At 69.8% G+C, this 14,004-nt stretch carries 18 protein-coding genes; 9 read left to right on the top strand and 9 right to left on the bottom strand.

Going from position 1 to position 14,004, the window contains the following annotated elements; genetic code table 11:
- Positions 1-22: 22 nt before the first annotated feature.
- Positions 23-526 carry a SigE family RNA polymerase sigma factor gene (locus AB0M51_RS29030; protein WP_344189435.1) on the top strand — a complete coding sequence of 168 codons (504 nt, stop codon included), beginning with the start codon at positions 23-25 and terminating at the stop codon, positions 524-526.
- Position 527: 1 nt separating this feature from the next.
- Complete coding sequence (locus AB0M51_RS29025; RefSeq protein ID WP_344189438.1) at positions 528-1,229, top strand: hypothetical protein; 702 nt, start codon at positions 528-530, stop codon at positions 1,227-1,229.
- On the opposite strand, the gene AB0M51_RS29020 is transcribed toward AB0M51_RS29025, so the two are convergent.
- The 3 genes from AB0M51_RS29020 to nhaA form a co-directional block, all read right to left on the bottom strand.
- On the bottom strand, positions 1,230-2,018 hold the full coding sequence (locus tag AB0M51_RS29020; protein ID WP_344189440.1) for an alpha/beta hydrolase: 789 nt from the start codon (positions 2,016-2,018) through the stop codon (positions 1,230-1,232).
- Between the two features lie 113 nt (positions 2,019-2,131).
- Positions 2,132-2,578, bottom strand: a complete 447-nt coding sequence (locus AB0M51_RS29015) for a phage holin family protein (RefSeq protein WP_344189442.1) — start codon at positions 2,576-2,578, stop codon at positions 2,132-2,134.
- A gap of 46 nt (positions 2,579-2,624) precedes the next feature.
- Positions 2,625-3,836, bottom strand: a complete 1,212-nt coding sequence (nhaA, locus tag AB0M51_RS29010) for a Na+/H+ antiporter NhaA (protein WP_344189444.1) — start codon at positions 3,834-3,836, stop codon at positions 2,625-2,627.
- 262 nt (positions 3,837-4,098) lie between these two features.
- Here nhaA and AB0M51_RS29005 point away from each other — a divergent pair, with 262 nt between their 5' ends.
- Positions 4,099-4,545 (top strand): CBS domain-containing protein, encoded by a 447-nt coding sequence (locus tag AB0M51_RS29005; RefSeq protein WP_344189446.1) that lies wholly within the window; start codon positions 4,099-4,101, stop codon positions 4,543-4,545.
- A gap of 25 nt (positions 4,546-4,570) precedes the next feature.
- Positions 4,571-5,860, top strand: a complete 1,290-nt coding sequence (locus AB0M51_RS29000) for an ArsB/NhaD family transporter (RefSeq protein WP_344189448.1) — start codon at positions 4,571-4,573, stop codon at positions 5,858-5,860.
- Here AB0M51_RS29000 and AB0M51_RS28995 read toward each other — a convergent pair.
- Entirely contained in the window at positions 5,842-6,507 is a 666-nt protein-coding gene (locus AB0M51_RS28995) for a haloacid dehalogenase type II (protein ID WP_344189450.1), read from the bottom strand. The two genes, AB0M51_RS29000 and AB0M51_RS28995, sit on opposite strands and share 19 nt — an antisense overlap.
- A 49-nt stretch (positions 6,508-6,556) precedes the next feature.
- Between AB0M51_RS28995 and AB0M51_RS28990 the strand changes: the two genes are divergently transcribed.
- Entirely contained in the window at positions 6,557-7,138 is a 582-nt protein-coding gene (locus tag AB0M51_RS28990) for a helix-turn-helix domain-containing protein (protein ID WP_344189452.1), read from the top strand.
- Here AB0M51_RS28990 and AB0M51_RS28985 read toward each other — a convergent pair.
- Complete coding sequence (locus tag AB0M51_RS28985) at positions 7,135-8,082, bottom strand: glutathione S-transferase C-terminal domain-containing protein (RefSeq protein ID WP_344189454.1); 948 nt, start codon at positions 8,080-8,082, stop codon at positions 7,135-7,137. The two genes, AB0M51_RS28990 and AB0M51_RS28985, sit on opposite strands and share 4 nt — an antisense overlap.
- Positions 8,083-8,281: 199 nt before the next feature.
- Here AB0M51_RS28985 and AB0M51_RS28980 point away from each other — a divergent pair, with 199 nt between their 5' ends.
- Entirely contained in the window at positions 8,282-9,040 is a 759-nt protein-coding gene (locus tag AB0M51_RS28980) for a GntR family transcriptional regulator (protein WP_344189457.1), read from the top strand.
- 58 nt (positions 9,041-9,098) lie between these two features.
- Here AB0M51_RS28980 and AB0M51_RS28975 read toward each other — a convergent pair whose 3' ends face one another.
- Together AB0M51_RS28975 and AB0M51_RS28970 are read right to left on the bottom strand one after the other, a co-directional pair.
- Positions 9,099-9,773, bottom strand: a complete 675-nt coding sequence (locus AB0M51_RS28975; RefSeq protein WP_344189459.1) for an SIS domain-containing protein — start codon at positions 9,771-9,773, stop codon at positions 9,099-9,101.
- 44 nt (positions 9,774-9,817) lie between these two features.
- Positions 9,818-10,465 carry an NAD(P)H-binding protein gene (locus AB0M51_RS28970; protein WP_344189461.1) on the bottom strand — a complete coding sequence of 216 codons (648 nt, stop codon included), beginning with the start codon at positions 10,463-10,465 and terminating at the stop codon, positions 9,818-9,820.
- A 75-nt stretch (positions 10,466-10,540) separates the two neighbouring features.
- Here AB0M51_RS28970 and AB0M51_RS28965 point away from each other — a divergent pair, with 75 nt between their 5' ends.
- Both AB0M51_RS28965 and AB0M51_RS28960 read left to right on the top strand, forming a co-directional pair.
- Positions 10,541-10,921 carry a helix-turn-helix domain-containing protein gene (locus AB0M51_RS28965; RefSeq protein WP_344189463.1) on the top strand — a complete coding sequence of 127 codons (381 nt, stop codon included), beginning with the start codon at positions 10,541-10,543 and terminating at the stop codon, positions 10,919-10,921.
- 39 nt (positions 10,922-10,960) lie between these two features.
- Positions 10,961-11,401, top strand: coding sequence for a MarR family transcriptional regulator (locus AB0M51_RS28960; protein WP_344189465.1), 441 nt, complete (start codon positions 10,961-10,963; stop codon positions 11,399-11,401).
- Positions 11,402-11,404: 3 nt separating this feature from the next.
- Here the strand turns inward: AB0M51_RS28960 and AB0M51_RS28955 are convergent, their stop codons facing one another.
- Positions 11,405-11,545, bottom strand: a complete 141-nt coding sequence (locus AB0M51_RS28955; protein WP_344189467.1) for a hypothetical protein — start codon at positions 11,543-11,545, stop codon at positions 11,405-11,407.
- Positions 11,546-11,794: 249 nt separating this feature from the next.
- On the opposite strand from AB0M51_RS28955, the gene acs reads away from it, so the two are divergent.
- Positions 11,795-13,729, top strand: coding sequence for an acetate--CoA ligase (gene acs / locus AB0M51_RS28950; protein WP_344189606.1), 1,935 nt, complete (start codon positions 11,795-11,797; stop codon positions 13,727-13,729).
- A gap of 54 nt (positions 13,730-13,783) precedes the next feature.
- On the opposite strand, the gene AB0M51_RS28945 is transcribed toward acs, so the two are convergent.
- The gene (locus tag AB0M51_RS28945) at positions 13,784-13,993 is read right to left on the bottom strand and encodes a hypothetical protein (protein WP_363751297.1); all 210 of its coding nucleotides are present in this window, start codon (positions 13,991-13,993) and stop codon (positions 13,784-13,786) included.
- Positions 13,994-14,004 lie beyond the last annotated feature (11 nt).

The following is a 14,004-nucleotide window of genomic DNA, read 5'->3' as shown; positions in this document are numbered from 1 at the left end:
AGGTGGTGTGACGGTGCTGATGATGAGTGATCTGGAGCCGGCGCTCTCGTACGTCGAAGTCGTGCGTGCGACCGAACGCCGGCTGCTACGACTGGGCGTGATGCTGACCGGGAACACGCACACCGCGGAGGATCTGGTCCAGACAGTGCTGGCCCGCGCGCACCGCAAATGGGCGCGGATCAGCAGAGTCGACCGGCCGGAGGCGTACCTGCGGACGATGGTGGTCAACGAGTTCCTCAGTTGGCGGCGTCTGCTGAAGAACAACGAGGTACTGCTGGCCGAGCCGATCGAGCGGCCGGCGCACGACGACCTGGGCCTCCGGCAGGCACAGCGCGACGCGACGTGGCAACTGCTGGCCACGTTGCCGCGCAAACAACGCGCCGTTCTGGTCCTGCGGTACTACGAGGACCTCCCGGACGCCGAGATCGCCGAACTGCTCGGCGTCGCGGCCGCGACCGTCCGATCGAACGCCGCCCGCGCGCTGGCGACCTTGCGCGAACACCTGACTGCCGAGGAGGCGAGCTGACATGCCTGATCCGACCGACGAAGAGCTCGGCGCCTTGCTCCGGGAGACGTTCGCGGACCGCGAGGCCCTGGTCGGCCGCGCGGTCCAGGACGACCACTACGTGCCGACGGCAACAAAGCGCCGCAGTGCGCTGCCTGTCCTGCTCGCAGCGGCAATGATCCTGGTGGTGCTCGCGGGAGTCCTGTACGGCGTCCAGCGCGTGCGCCCGGCCGATACCGCCGAGCCGGCCGCGGCGGTGACCGCGACCACATCACCGGCTACCTACTCGACCAGGGACGCCGACGTCTGGGGTCTGGCGATCGGGGTGATGCTCCGGTCGTTCCAGCTGCCGGGGAAGCCGACAGGCTTCAGTCCGTTCACTCGGGCCGTCGTCGTGGACGGCCCGACCACTGCGGCAGGCCAGGTGCGATCCGGGCCTCAGTTCTCCTCGGCCCAGCGCGTGAGGATGTTCTCGCACACGCTCCGGATCATGCCGGTGACGATTCTCGACCGGCCGCTGCCGGCCGGCGCGAGCTGTACGGCGTACCCCAAGACAGCGATCCTGCGGGTCGGTGAGGTGCTCGACAAGGGCGACCATCTGGAAGTCGGCGTGGCGCTGTCGATGCCGGTCGGATGCCACGGGGCGACCTCGGCCAGGTATCGGGTGGAGCCCCGAGGCGCGCACTGGGTCATCACGCAGAACCTGGGCGCCTGGAACCGCTGATCACCTGGCAGTGCTCAGCCAGTCCACCAAGAGCGTGTTGAACACGGCCGGCGCTTCCTCGTGCGGGAAGTGGCCGGCCGTGGCAATGAGTTCGTGCCGTAGGGGTGCCGTGACCAGGTCCGGAGGAGTGGTCGCGGTGGGGGAGACGGCCGGGTCCAGGGCGCCCTGGATTTGCAGAACGGGTACGGCGACCGGCGTACGCATCAGGTTCGAGTACTTCCGTCCGTCCGGGCGCAGGCGGGAGCGGGCGAACCAGCGGTGGTACTCCAGCGCACAGTGCGGTGCCGGCCAGACCTGGAGGGCGGCGCGGTACCGGCGGGAGGCCTCGGCGTCCGGGAACGGGCCGCCCGGTGCGGCCCAGGCGCGGAGCAGGCGTTCGATGTGGATGCCGTCCTGGGCGAGCAGCCGGCGTTCGGGCAGGACCGGCAGCTGGAACCAGGCGGTCCGGGTCACCGCCTTCGTCTGCCCGGAGCGGGTCAGCAACAGCGGGTGCGGCGCGGACACCGCTGCCAGTGCACGCACCTGGCGCGGCGCCAGTACGGCGGCCGACCACCCGAGGAAACCGCCCCACCCGTGACCGACGACGATCGCGTCCGTCGCCCCGAGCGAGCGGATCACGCCGGACACGTCCGCGGCGGCGGTGTACGGGTCGTAACCGCGCGGCGTCTTGTCGCTGGCGCCGTACCCGCGCAGGTCCATCGCGACCGCGCGGTACCCGGCGGCGGCGACCACCGGCAGCTGATGCCGCCAGGCCCACCAGAACTCCGGGAAGCCGTGCAGGAACAGCACGAGAGGATCATCCGCCGCGCCACATTCCGCGACGTGGAACCGGGCCCCGTTGGCCGCGACCAGCGAGTGCGACCAGGGGCCGTCGACCAGCAGGTCGACGACTCCTGCCGGGCTCAGCGCCGTACGCCCGGCTCGGGCAGCGCGTACGTGGTGTCCTCGTCGTGGCCCTTGCCGATCGCCTTCAGCACCTCGACCGACTCCCTCGAGGTCTCGATCGTCCGCGTCGGGCCCTTCGCGCTCTTCAGCGCCCGGAGCCCGATGAAGACCAGGATCGCGCCGATCAGCAGGAACGCGCCGGCCACGATCAGGAACGCGATGGCCGGGTGGAGGCCGGCCGCCACCAGTCCGTACGCCGCGGAGATGCACAGCAGGATGACCGCGAGCAGCGCCAGGAAGGCCGCCGCGGCGAACATTCCCGCCCCGGTACCGGCCGCGACCGCGGTCTTCTTCAGCTCGGTCTTCGCGAGCTCGACCTCGCTGCGGATCAGGCTGGACAGTTCCTTGCTGACGTTCGCGACCAGTTGGCCGACCGTGGGCTCGTCGTCCCCGTTCATCGACATCGCAACTCCTTCCGGACAGGCCTGACACTACCGTCAGTGCCCGCGCTCAATCGGCGTACGCGCGGTTACGGCGAGCCAGCAGCAGACTCGCGATCAGTGCCGCGAGCACCGACGCGACCAGTACGGCGGCCTTCGCGCGCTCGATCTGGGCGAGGTCGGAGCCGAACGCGAGCTGCGCGATCAGCAGCGCGACGGTGAATCCGATCCCGGCCAGCACCGACACGGCGGCGACGTCCCGCCAGGCCAGGTCCGAGTTCAGCTCGGCCCGGGTGAACCGGGCGGTCAGCCAGGACCCGCCGAAGACCCCGATCGCCTTCCCGAACAACAGCCCGGCCGCCACCCCGATCGCGACCGGGTCGGTGACCATCTCCCGTACGGTGTTGCCGCTCAGCGTGACGCCCGCGGCGAACAGCGCGAACAGCGGTACGGCGACGCCCGCGGACCACGGCCGCAGCCGGTGCTCGATCCGCTCGGCCGGCGCCTCCTTCTCGTCCGGGTCCGCGACCACCCGGGTGACCAGACCGAGCGCCACCCCGGCGATCGTGGCGTGGATCCCGGACTCGTGCATGAACCACCACGCGCCGATGGCGATCGGTACGTAGAGGAACGGCGTACGGACGCGACGCCGCTGCAGGAGGTACCAGAGCGCGATCAGCACGAACGCCGCGAGCAGTGACAGCAGGTGGAAGCCGTGCGAGAAGAACACCGCGATGATCAGGATCGCGCCGAAGTCGTCGACCACCGCGAGCGTCAGCAGAAACGCGCGCAACGCGCTCGGCAGTGATGAGCCGACGATCGCGAGCACGGCCAGCGCGAACGCGATGTCGGTCGCGGTCGGCACCGCCCACCCGTGGAGGTTCCCGCCGGCGCTGACGTTCGCCACCAGATAGATGATTGCCGGAAGCACCATTCCGGCGAGTGCCGCGACGACGGGTACGACCGCCTCGCTGAACCTCGACAGCGAGCCGACCATCAGCTCACGCTTGAGCTCGACGCCGGCCAGGTAGAAGAACAGCGTCAGCGCGCCGTCCGAGGCCCAGCCCTCGACGGTCAACGGACCGAGCTGTGCGTCCCGGAGGTGGTGGTAGCCGTCCTGCCACGGCGAGTTCGCCCAGAGCAGCGCGACGGCCGCGGCCGCGAGCAGCAGGAGGCCGCCGGTGGTCTCGGCGCGCAGTACGTCGGCGAGAAACGCGCGCTCCCGGCCGAGGACGCGCGGGAAGGCGCGCTTCTTCTGCCGGATCCGTGGGTGCTGGCTCATGGGTCGGCCCTTCGTTTCGGGGTCGGTCGGGCGAATGCCGACCAGACTTCCCGGCGCACCGCTCTCATTGTAACGGCTCGTGTTTGCCTGGGGGACGGGTTTGCGGCAGGGTTGGGCGCGGTGCGCCGGGAAGTCTGGTCGGCAGAACTCGTGCCCAGCCAGGGGTTGCGAGGTGGTCCGCCGTTCCCGGGAGGTGCCGTGCACTGTCAGAGCCCTGTGAGAGACGTCACCGCGTCGCCTCGTTCCGACGTACGCTGCAGACGTGCACGGAGAGCAGATGGCCGAGGAATTCCCGGTCGTGAGCCTGGACGACGACGCGCTGGAGGCGGCGCGGTTGCTCGCCGGCCGGCGGTTGCCGGGCCTGATCGTGACCCGTCCGGACGGGTCGCCGTACGCCGTCCTGCCGGCGTCGCAGGTGGTGCGGTTCCTGGTGCCGAGCTACGTGCAGGACGACCCGTCGCTGGCCCGGGTGATCGACGAGCCGCTGGCGGATCGCGTCGCCGACAAGCTGAGCGGTGTGTCGGTGCGGAAGCTGCTGCCCGACGAGCCGCGGGAGATCCCGGTCGTCGCGGCCGACGACACGCTGCTGGAGATCGCGGCGACGATGGCGCGGTTGCGGTGCCCGCTGGTCGCGGTGGTCCGCGACGGCCGGATCGTCGGCGCCGTTACTGCCTCCCGACTGTTGGAGCTGGCCGTCACTCCGCACTAGGGCACGTCTCCCGAGGGCCGGCCGCATGACGGCCGTTGCAGTCGTGGTGTTCGTCGTCGCGTACGTGCTGATCGCGACCGAGTGGACGCACAAGCTGCTGGCCGCACTCGGCGGTGCCGGTGTCCTGCTCGCGCTCGGGGTGACGGACGCCGAGCACGCGTTCTACTCGCCGGACACCGGGATCGACTGGGACGTCGTGTTCCTGCTGTTCGGGATGATGGTGATCGTCGGCGTGCTCCGGCGTACCGGCGTCTTCGAGTACGTCGCGATCTGGGCGGCGAAGCGGGCCAAGGGATCACCGCTGCGGGTGATGATCCTGCTGACGCTGATCACCGCGATCGCGTCGGCCTTCCTGGACAACGTGACCACGGTGCTGCTGATCGCCCCGGTCACGCTGCTGGTCTGCGACCGGCTCGGGATCGACCCGGTGCCGTTCTTGATCGCCGAGGTGATGGCGTCGAACATCGGCGGCGCGGCGACGCTGATCGGTGACCCGCCGAACATCATCATCGCCAGCCGCTCCGGCCTCACCTTCAACGACTTCCTGATCCACCTGACACCGCTGGTCGCGCTCGAACTGGTGGTGTTCACGCTGGTGCTGCCGCGGTTGTTCAAGGGTTCGTTCGCGGCCGACCCGGACCGCGTGGACGACGTCCTGCGGCTGAACGAGAAGGAAGCGATCCAGGACCGGCGACTGCTGGTCAAGTGCGGTGTCGTGCTGCTGCTGGTGTTCACCGGCTTCGTCGGGCATGCCGCGTTCCACATCGCGCCGTCGGTGGTGGCGCTGCTCGGTGCCGGCGTCCTGGTGCTGATCTCGAAGGTTCCGACCCGCGACTACATGTCCGGTGTGGAGTGGCAGACGCTGCTGTTCTTCGCCGGGCTGTTCGTGATGGTCGGCTCGCTGGTGAAGACCGGTGTGATCGAGCACCTGGCCGGCTGGGTCGGCTCGCTGACCGGCGGGCACACGCTGTTCGCGACGATGCTGGTGCTGTTCGTGTCGGCGCTGCTGTCCGGCGTCATCGACAACATCCCGTACGTCGCCACGATGAGCCCGGTGGTCCTCGATCTGACCCACGGCATCGCGGACCCGGCGCAGGCACACGCGCTCTGGTGGGCGCTCGCGATCGGCGCCGACCTCGGCGGCAACGCCACCGCGATCGGCGCCAGCGCGAACGTGGTCGTGATCGGACTCGCCCTCCGCGCCGGCCACCCGATCAGCTTCTGGCAATTCACCCGCAAAGGCATCGTGATGACCGCGATCACGATCCTGGTGGCGGCACCGTACCTCTGGTTGCGCTACTTCGCCTTCTCCTGAAGGACTCCCGCCAACGCCTCGAAGTCCGGAACGCTGAGATCAGGTGCGCGGAAAACCTTCGGGTACGGCGTTTTCCTGCGGTCGATGTACGCCGTCTGCAGCCCGGCTCGGGCGGCACCGTCGATGTCCCACGGGTGTACCGCCGCGAGTGCCATCCGCTCCACGGGGACGCCGCAGACCTCGGCGGCGTACCGGTAGGCGGCCGGGTGCGGCTTCCAGCGTCGCGGCACCGAGACGTCCAGCCGGTGCTCGAGGAGCGACAGAATTCCGCCGTTTCGGAACACGTTTTCGGACATTCCTGCCGCGCCGTTCGTGAGCGTGATGATCCGGATCCCCGCCTCGTGGATCTTCTGCAGACCGGGGGCGACGTCCGGGTGCAACGGCAGCCGGGTGAATCCGGAAACTACTTCGGAAACTGTTTCGGCAACGTTTTCCTCGGCGCCGAGCCGGTCCGCCAGGAGTTCGGCGGCCAACTCACCGAAGGCGGCGTACGCGTCGACCGCGGTCAGCGCGAACCCGTCCCGCAGGATCGCCGCGAACCACTCGTCGAGCCCGTGCCGAGGCAGGCCGGCCGCCTCGAACCCGTCCCGCAACGGCTCCATGTCGGTCAGGGTCTCGTTGACGTCGAGCACCAGTACGTCGATCATCAGGACTCCTCATATCTTAGATCGGTCGTTCCAAGATATGATGCGGGGTATGCCCGATGTCAAACATTTCGACGAGGCGGAGGCGCTGGCCGCGGTCGAGCAGCTGTTCTGGCGGCGTGGGAGCGCGGCGACCGGGATCCAGGACGTGGTCGCGGCGACCGGGCTGAGCCGGTCCAGCCTCTACAACGCGTTCGGCGGCAAGGACGCCCTGTACGCCGCGGCGGCCCGGCGGTATCTCGAGCACCGGTCCCGGCCGATGTTCGACCAGCTCGCCGCGGACGGTCGCGGGCTGGCGGCGGTCCGCGCGTTCTTCGACAAGCTGCTGCGGCTGCGGCTCTCGGGTGAGTACGCCGGCTGGGGCTGCATGATGGCGAACGCGAACACCGAGAGCCCGCCGGACGCCGTACGAGCGGTGCTGTCCGAGCATCACGCCGTACTGCGGGACTCGCTGGCCGCCGCGTTGACCGTTGCGCAGGGCAATGGGGAGCTGCGAGCCGGGACCGAGGTGGAGGGCGCGGCCGAGTTGCTGACGCTCCTCGCCTACGCGATCAACTTGCGGTCGAGGTCCGGGGCGACGCGGGCCCAGCTCAAGGCCGCGGTGAATGCGGCACTGACCGCGCTCGGTACCTAGGCCGTCCAGACGCGCGGGTCGGGGCCCTTCGGGACGATGCCGGTCGGGTTGATGTTGTCGTGGGTGACGTAGTAGTGCCGCTTGATCTGGTCGAAGTCGACGGTCTCGCCGAAGCCCGGGTGCTGGTACAGCCGGCGCGCGTACGCCCACAGGTTCGGGAACTCGGTCAGCTTCTGCCGGTTGCACTTGAAGTGCCCGTGGTAGACCGCGTCGAAGCGGACCAGCGTTGTGAAGAGCCGGACATCCACCTCGCGGAGCGTGTCGCCGAGCAGGTACGGGCGGTCCCGCAGCCGCTCCTCGAGTACGTCGAGCCGTGCGAACAGCACGTCGTACGCAGCCTCGTACGCCTCCTGGCTGGTGGCGAACCCGCAGCGGTAGACGCCGTTGTTCACGTCCCGGTAGATCTCCTCGATCAGCTGGTCCATCTCGGCCCGGTCGTCCGGGATCAGTTGCGGCGCGCCCGGCCGGTGGAAGTCGACCCACTCCGTGGAGAGGTCGAGCGTGATCTGCGGATAGTCGTTCGTGACCACCTCGCCGGTCAGCGTGTCGACGATCGCCGGCACCGTCACGCGGCCGTCGTACGCCGGGTCGGTGCGCAGGTACGCCTCGGAGAGGAACGCGATGCCGAGCGCCGGGTCACGGCCGTCCGGGTCCAGGGTGAACCGCCAGCCGCGCTCGTCGCGGATCGGGTCGACGACCGCCAGGCTGATCGCGTCCTCCAGCCCGAGCAGCCGGCGGACGATGACCGACCGGTGCGCCCACGGGCAGGCCAGGCTGACGACGAGCCGGTACCGGCCTGGCTCGACCGGCCAGCGTCCCTGGTCGTCCGGTCCCGCGCCCGGCGCGGACGTCGAGTCCCGGCTGATCCGGCCGGTGAACCTGTTGCCCTGCCGCTTCCACTCGCCGGTCGACGACGTCTCCTGTGCGAACTGTGCCGGGGTCATACCGCTAAAACTACCCTCGCTGGGAATTGGCTGAGGCTGTGCAAGGTCACTGGCCGTGAAGCGGCAGCGGACGTTACAGTCAGACTGACATGGTCGGCCGGGACAACGTCGTCGCGGGCGGCCTGCGCGGTACGACACACCGCGGCCCGCGTTCCCCGGCAACCGGTTTGCCGGGCAGATCTCCAGGGATACTTGACTCATGGCCCGCCCACGGAACAACCCAGGCGACCTCGCCGAGCTCCCTACCGAGCTGCGCACCGACCGCCCGAAGGGTGACCAGATTCGCGAGATTCTGGAGAACCTCACCCGCTCGCTGGCCGTCGGCACCGTACTGCCGTCCGAACGCGTCCTCGCCGAACGGTTCGGCGTCGCCCGGATGACCGTCCGGCAGGAGGTCGACCGCGTCGTGGCCGAAGGGCTGGCCAACCGCCGCCCCGGCGGCGGCACCTTCGTCGCCGAGCCGCGCCCGTCCCGGATGCTCGCCTCCTCGTTCAGCCAGGACATGGCGAACCGCGGCATCCGTCCCGGCGCCAAGGTCCTCGAACACCGGGTCGGCGCCGCCGACGAGCACCTCGCCCGCGAGCTCGAGGAGCCGGTCGGTACGCCGGTCCTGCACCTGGTTCGTCTCCGCACCGCCGACGGCGACCCGATGGCGATCGAGCGCACCACCCTGTCCCTCAACCGCTACCCCGGCCTGGACGAGATCGACTTCACCGAGAAGTCCCTCTACACCGAGCTCTCCACCCGGTACGGCGTCACCCTCGGCATGGTCTCCGCCTCCATCGTCGCCGCCCCGCCCGAGCCCGCCGACGCCGAACTCCTCGAGATCGACAGCACCACCCCCTGCCTGATCATCACCTCGGCCCCCCGCACCGCGACCGACCAGGTCATCGAGTTCGGCATCTCCATCTACCGCTCCGACCGCTACGACATCACCGTCGCCTACCGCGCCACCTGAGAAGCCGGCCGTACTGCCCGCGTGCGGGTGGGAGGCGGTCAGCGCTGAGGTGTGCGGGCTAGACGTTCAGGCTGCGGAGGACGTTGGGTGGCCGGCCGCGGTCGGTCAGACGGGATACGACCTCGACGGTGAGCGCCTGGACGAGTAGTGCGCCTACGACGGTCGAGGTGGCGCCGGTGGGTTCCGGCGTACCGGGGACGGTGATGAGGGCGTCGCCGGGGATGCCGCAGTTGTCGAGGACGACGTCGGCGGTTTCGAAGAGACGCCGGCCGTTGGGGGCGCGGGACGTGGTGGCGTTCGAGTGTGCGAGCGAGGTCAGGGCGATCACCTTGACGCCGCGGGCGCGGGCGCCCAGGGCGAATTCGACCGGTACGGCGTTGCGGCCCGAATTCGAGGCGATCAGCAGGACGTCGCCCGATTCGAGCGGGTTGATCTCGAGCAGTACGTCGGCCAGGCCGGGGAGACGTTCGAGGAGGGAGCTCTTCTGGAGGCCCTCGTGAAGCATCAGGCCGGGCTCGAGGATGGCGCGGACGTCGGCGAGTCCGCCGGCGCGGCCGTACAGTTCCTCGGCCAGGGTGTGGCTGTGGCCGGTGCCGAACACCCAGAACGTCCGGCCGTCGGCGAGCGCGTCGGCGACCAGCTCCGCCGCCACCCGGATCGCGCCCAGTTGCGTCTCGGCCGCCCGGTGCGCGATCGCCAACGCCTTGTCCAAGTACTCCTCGGCCCCAGCCATGCCCCGAACCTATCGTCCGTACGCCGGACCTCGCGAGACCCTATCTAGACCAGTACGCCGTGGGCCGCCCGGTGCCGCGTCGGGTGGTCTGCCTCGTCGACGAGCGCGACCGCGAAGTCGGCGTACGAGATCCGTGCCCGCGCATCCGCCGGGCCGACGCGATACCCGCCCTTCGCGGACGGATCCGCGTGGTCGAAGTCGCCCGCCGGGGCGAGCGAGACCCAGTCGAGGTCCGACGCCGCGAACACGTCCAGCGCGGTTTGATGCGCGCGGAAGAACGATCGGTACTCCCGCGGGTAGCCGTCGGTGTCCATCAGCAAGGTCCCGTCCGCGGTAGGCAGGATCGACGCCAGCCCGACCCACACCAGCCGCCGTACCCCCGCCTTCCCCAGCCCCTCCACCAACGCCCGCGCAGCCCGCGGGAAGAAGTCCGGTGCGGCGTCGTAGACCCCGGCGATCACCGCATCCCGCCCAGCGGCCAACTCCGCGATCCGCCCTACATCCAACACGTCCCCAGCGGCCAGACCCGCACCACCCGAGCCCGCACCACCGGCGGTCCCGCCGGCCGCCGGGCCGGGCGTGGTGGACCGCGGGCGAGCGGCGCCGAGGACGTCGTGCCCTCGGCCCCGCGCCTCGGCGGCCGCCGCCGAGCCGGCGCGTCCGCGGGCTCCGATCACCAGAATCTTGCTCACCGCAACCTCCTCGAGAAATGAGTACGGCGCGACCGTAGAAGGAGAGGTGGTTACCGATTGGATACCTTGGACGGCATGCAGGCGCTGCGAGCGGACATGTTCGAGGAGATCTGCCCGTCGACGGTGCTGCCGTTCCGGATCGGCGGCGACAAGTGGGCGGGGATGGTGCTGCGCTGCCTGGAGGACGGGCCGCGCAGGTACTCCGAGCTCCGCGTCCCGCTCGCCCGGATCAGCCCGAAGATGCTGACCCAGTCGCTCCGCGCCCTCGAGCGGGACGGGTTCGTCAGCCGGGCGGAGGACGCGCGCCGGGTCACGTACGAGCTGACGGCGCTCGGCCGCAGCCTGCTGGAACCGCTGCGCGCGCTGTGCGAGTGGGCCGAGGACCACTGGGACGAACTCCTCGATGCACGGGAGCCGGCGTCGGCCGCCACGTCAAATCGTAGGCCTGGCCAATAGATCGCCGACGGCGAACCGTTGACGACCTAGACTGCGCGGGTGGATGAGCAGACGCCGAGCGCCCTGACCCAATTACCGAGCTGGTTGCTGACACAGAGTGCGGCCCAGGCACACCGGATCGTCACCGAGTCGTTCGCCGCCGGAGGTGCGCGGGCGTACCACTTCCGCCTGCTCGCGACGCTGGTGGAGTTCGGTCCCGCCAGTCAGGCGGAGCTCGGGCGACGCAGTTCGATCGACCGCAGCGATGTGGTTGCCGCGCTCAACGAGCTGGAGGCCGAGGGGTACGTCGAGCGCAGCCCCGACCCGGCCGACGGCCGCCGGAACATCATCACGATCACCACCGCCGGCAAGCGGCACCAGCGCCGGCTGACCAACCTGGTCGGCAAGGCGCAGGAGGAGATCTTCGCCCCGCTCTCGGCGACCGACCGGAACAAGCTGAGCACGATCCTCGGCAAGCTCCTCACGTACCACCAGGAGTAGGGCTCAGGCGGCCGGCAGCTGGGCCCGGAGCGCTGCCTGGGTCCGGCGTACCCGCAGCTCACGGGCGTGCACGCGGCGCCGGGCGGCGCGGGAGATCTTCCGGCGTTCCTCGGTCGCGGCGGGCATCTGCGTGGTCGGCTGCATCGGGTTCACATCTGGTCTGATGCGGGATCCGCCGGTTTGGTTCCGCCGTACGCCGGAAAATTGACCGTCGGGCCCGGGAACGGTCCTGTTCGGCGCAGATTCGGCGCTGCTGGGCGATACCGCGGTTCCTTGCAAGGGGTTGCATTGGTAGAAAGGTAACCGGGCGCGCGGCCGCGCCGAAGCCAGCGAGGAGGAGTCGTCGACGTGACGAATCAAGAACCACCGCAGTCCGAGGCACTGTCGAACCTGATGCACGAGGAACGTCGGTTCGAGCCGCCGGCCGAGCTCGCCGCCAACGCGAACCTGAAAGCCGACGCCTACGAGAAGGCCGCGGCCGACTTCGAGGGGTTCTGGGCGGAGCAGGCCAAGCGGCTGACCTGGGCCACCGAGCCCACCGAGACGCTCGACTGGAGCAACCCGCCGTTCGCCAAGTGGTACGCCGACGGCAAGCTGAACGCGGCGTACAACTGCGTCGACCGGCACGTCGAGAACGGTCTCGGCGACAAGGTCGCCTACTACTTCGAGGGTGAGCCCGGTGACACCCGCGAGATCACCTACGCGCAGCTGAAGGACGAGGTCAGCAAGGCCGCGAACGCGCTGCTCGAGCTGAACGTACGGGCCGGCGACATCGTCGCGATCTACATGCCGATGATCCCCGAGACCGTGGTCGCGATGCTCGCCTGCGCCCGGATCGGCGCCCCGCACACGGTGATCTTCGGCGGTTTCTCGTCCGAGGCGCTGAAGGACCGCATCCTGGACTGCGACGCCCGTGTCGTGATCACGTCGGACGGCGGCTACCGTCGCGGCGCACCGGCGGCGCTGAAGCCGGCCGTGGACGCCGCGTTGGCGGACTGCCCGGACGTACGCAACGTGCTCGTGGTGAAGCGCACCGGCCAGGAGACCGCGATGACCGACGGCCGCGACCTCTGGTGGGAGGACTTCGTCGGCAAGCAGTCGGCCGAGCACACACCGGAGGCGTTCGACGCCGAGCACCCGCTGTACGTGATGTACACGTCGGGCAGCACCGGCAAGCCGAAGGGCATCCTGCACACGACCGGCGGCTACCTGGTCGGTACGGCGTACACGCAGTGGGGTGTGTTCGACCTGAAGCCGGACACCGACGTCTACTGGACGGCCGCCGACATCGGGTGGGTCACCGGGCACAGCTACATCGTGTACGGCGCACTCGCGAACGCGACCACGTCCGTACTGTACGAAGGCACCCCGGACACCCCGCACCAGGGCCGCTGGTGGGAGATCGTCCAGAAGTACAAGGTGTCGATCCTGTACTGCGCTCCGACCGCGATCCGGACCTTCATGAAGTGGGGCGCCGACGTCCCGGCGAAGTTCGACCTGTCGTCGCTGCGGGTGATCGGGTCGGTCGGCGAGCCGATCAACCCGGAGGCGTACGTCTGGTACCGCGAGCACATCGGCGGTGACAAGGCGCCGGTCGTCGACACCTGGTGGCAGACCGAGACCGGGATGCACATGATCTCGCCGCTGCCGGGCGTCACCGCCGGCAAGCCGGGCGCCGCGATGAAGGCGATCCCGGGTGTGTCCGTCGACGTGGTCGACGACGCGGGCAACTCGGTGCCGGACGGGTCCGGCGGGTACCTCGTGATCACGAAGCCGTGGCCGGCGATGCTGCGCACGCTGTGGGGCGACGACCAGCGGTTCGTCGACACGTACTGGTCGCGCTGGCCGGGCGTGTACTTCGCGGGTGACGGCGCGAAGAAGGACGAGGACGGCGACCTCTGGCTGCTCGGCCGGGTCGACGACGTGATGAACGTGTCCGGGCACCGGCTGTCGACGACCGAGATCGAGTCCGCGCTGGTCTCGCACCCGAAGGTCGCCGAGGCGGCCGTCGTCGGCGCGTCCGACCCGACCACCGGTCAGGCGATCGCGGCGTTCGTGATCCTGCGCTCGGAGGCCGGCGACGGCGGTCCGGACGTGGTGCAGGAACTGCGCAACCACGTCGCGAAGGAGATCGGCCCGATCGCGAAGCCGCGGCAGATCATGGTCGTCTCGGAGCTCCCGAAGACCCGCTCCGGCAAGATCATGCGCCGGCTGCTCCGCGACGTCGCGGAGAACCGCGAGGTCGGCGACGTCACCACGCTGGCCGACTCGACCGTGATGGACCTGATCAAGTCCAACCTGGAGTCCGGCAAGTCCGACGAGGACTGAAACTCTCCACGGCGATCGCCCCCGGGGATCATCCCCGGGGGCCGATTGCTGCCCTCAGAACGCCGGCAACATCTCGAGCGCCACAACTTCGGCCGGCGGAAACACCGCGGACGGCCCGTTCGGCCCTTCCTCAGGGCCACGGAGATACCGGTGCACGAACTGCTGGGTGGCGGTCAGCGCGTCGGCGCATTGCCCGGTGCTGATCTTCCCGTCCGTGAGCGCCCCGGCGAGCTCCTCCAGATCCAGCACCTGCACATCCCTCACGTCGACCTCGC

Origin of the sequence: Kribbella sp. NPDC051137 (assembly GCF_040682535.1) — a bacterium.
In the GTDB taxonomy this organism is placed as follows: domain Bacteria; phylum Actinomycetota; class Actinomycetes; order Propionibacteriales; family Kribbellaceae; genus Kribbella; species Kribbella karoonensis.
This window is presented reverse-complemented; position numbering and strand designations above follow the sequence as displayed.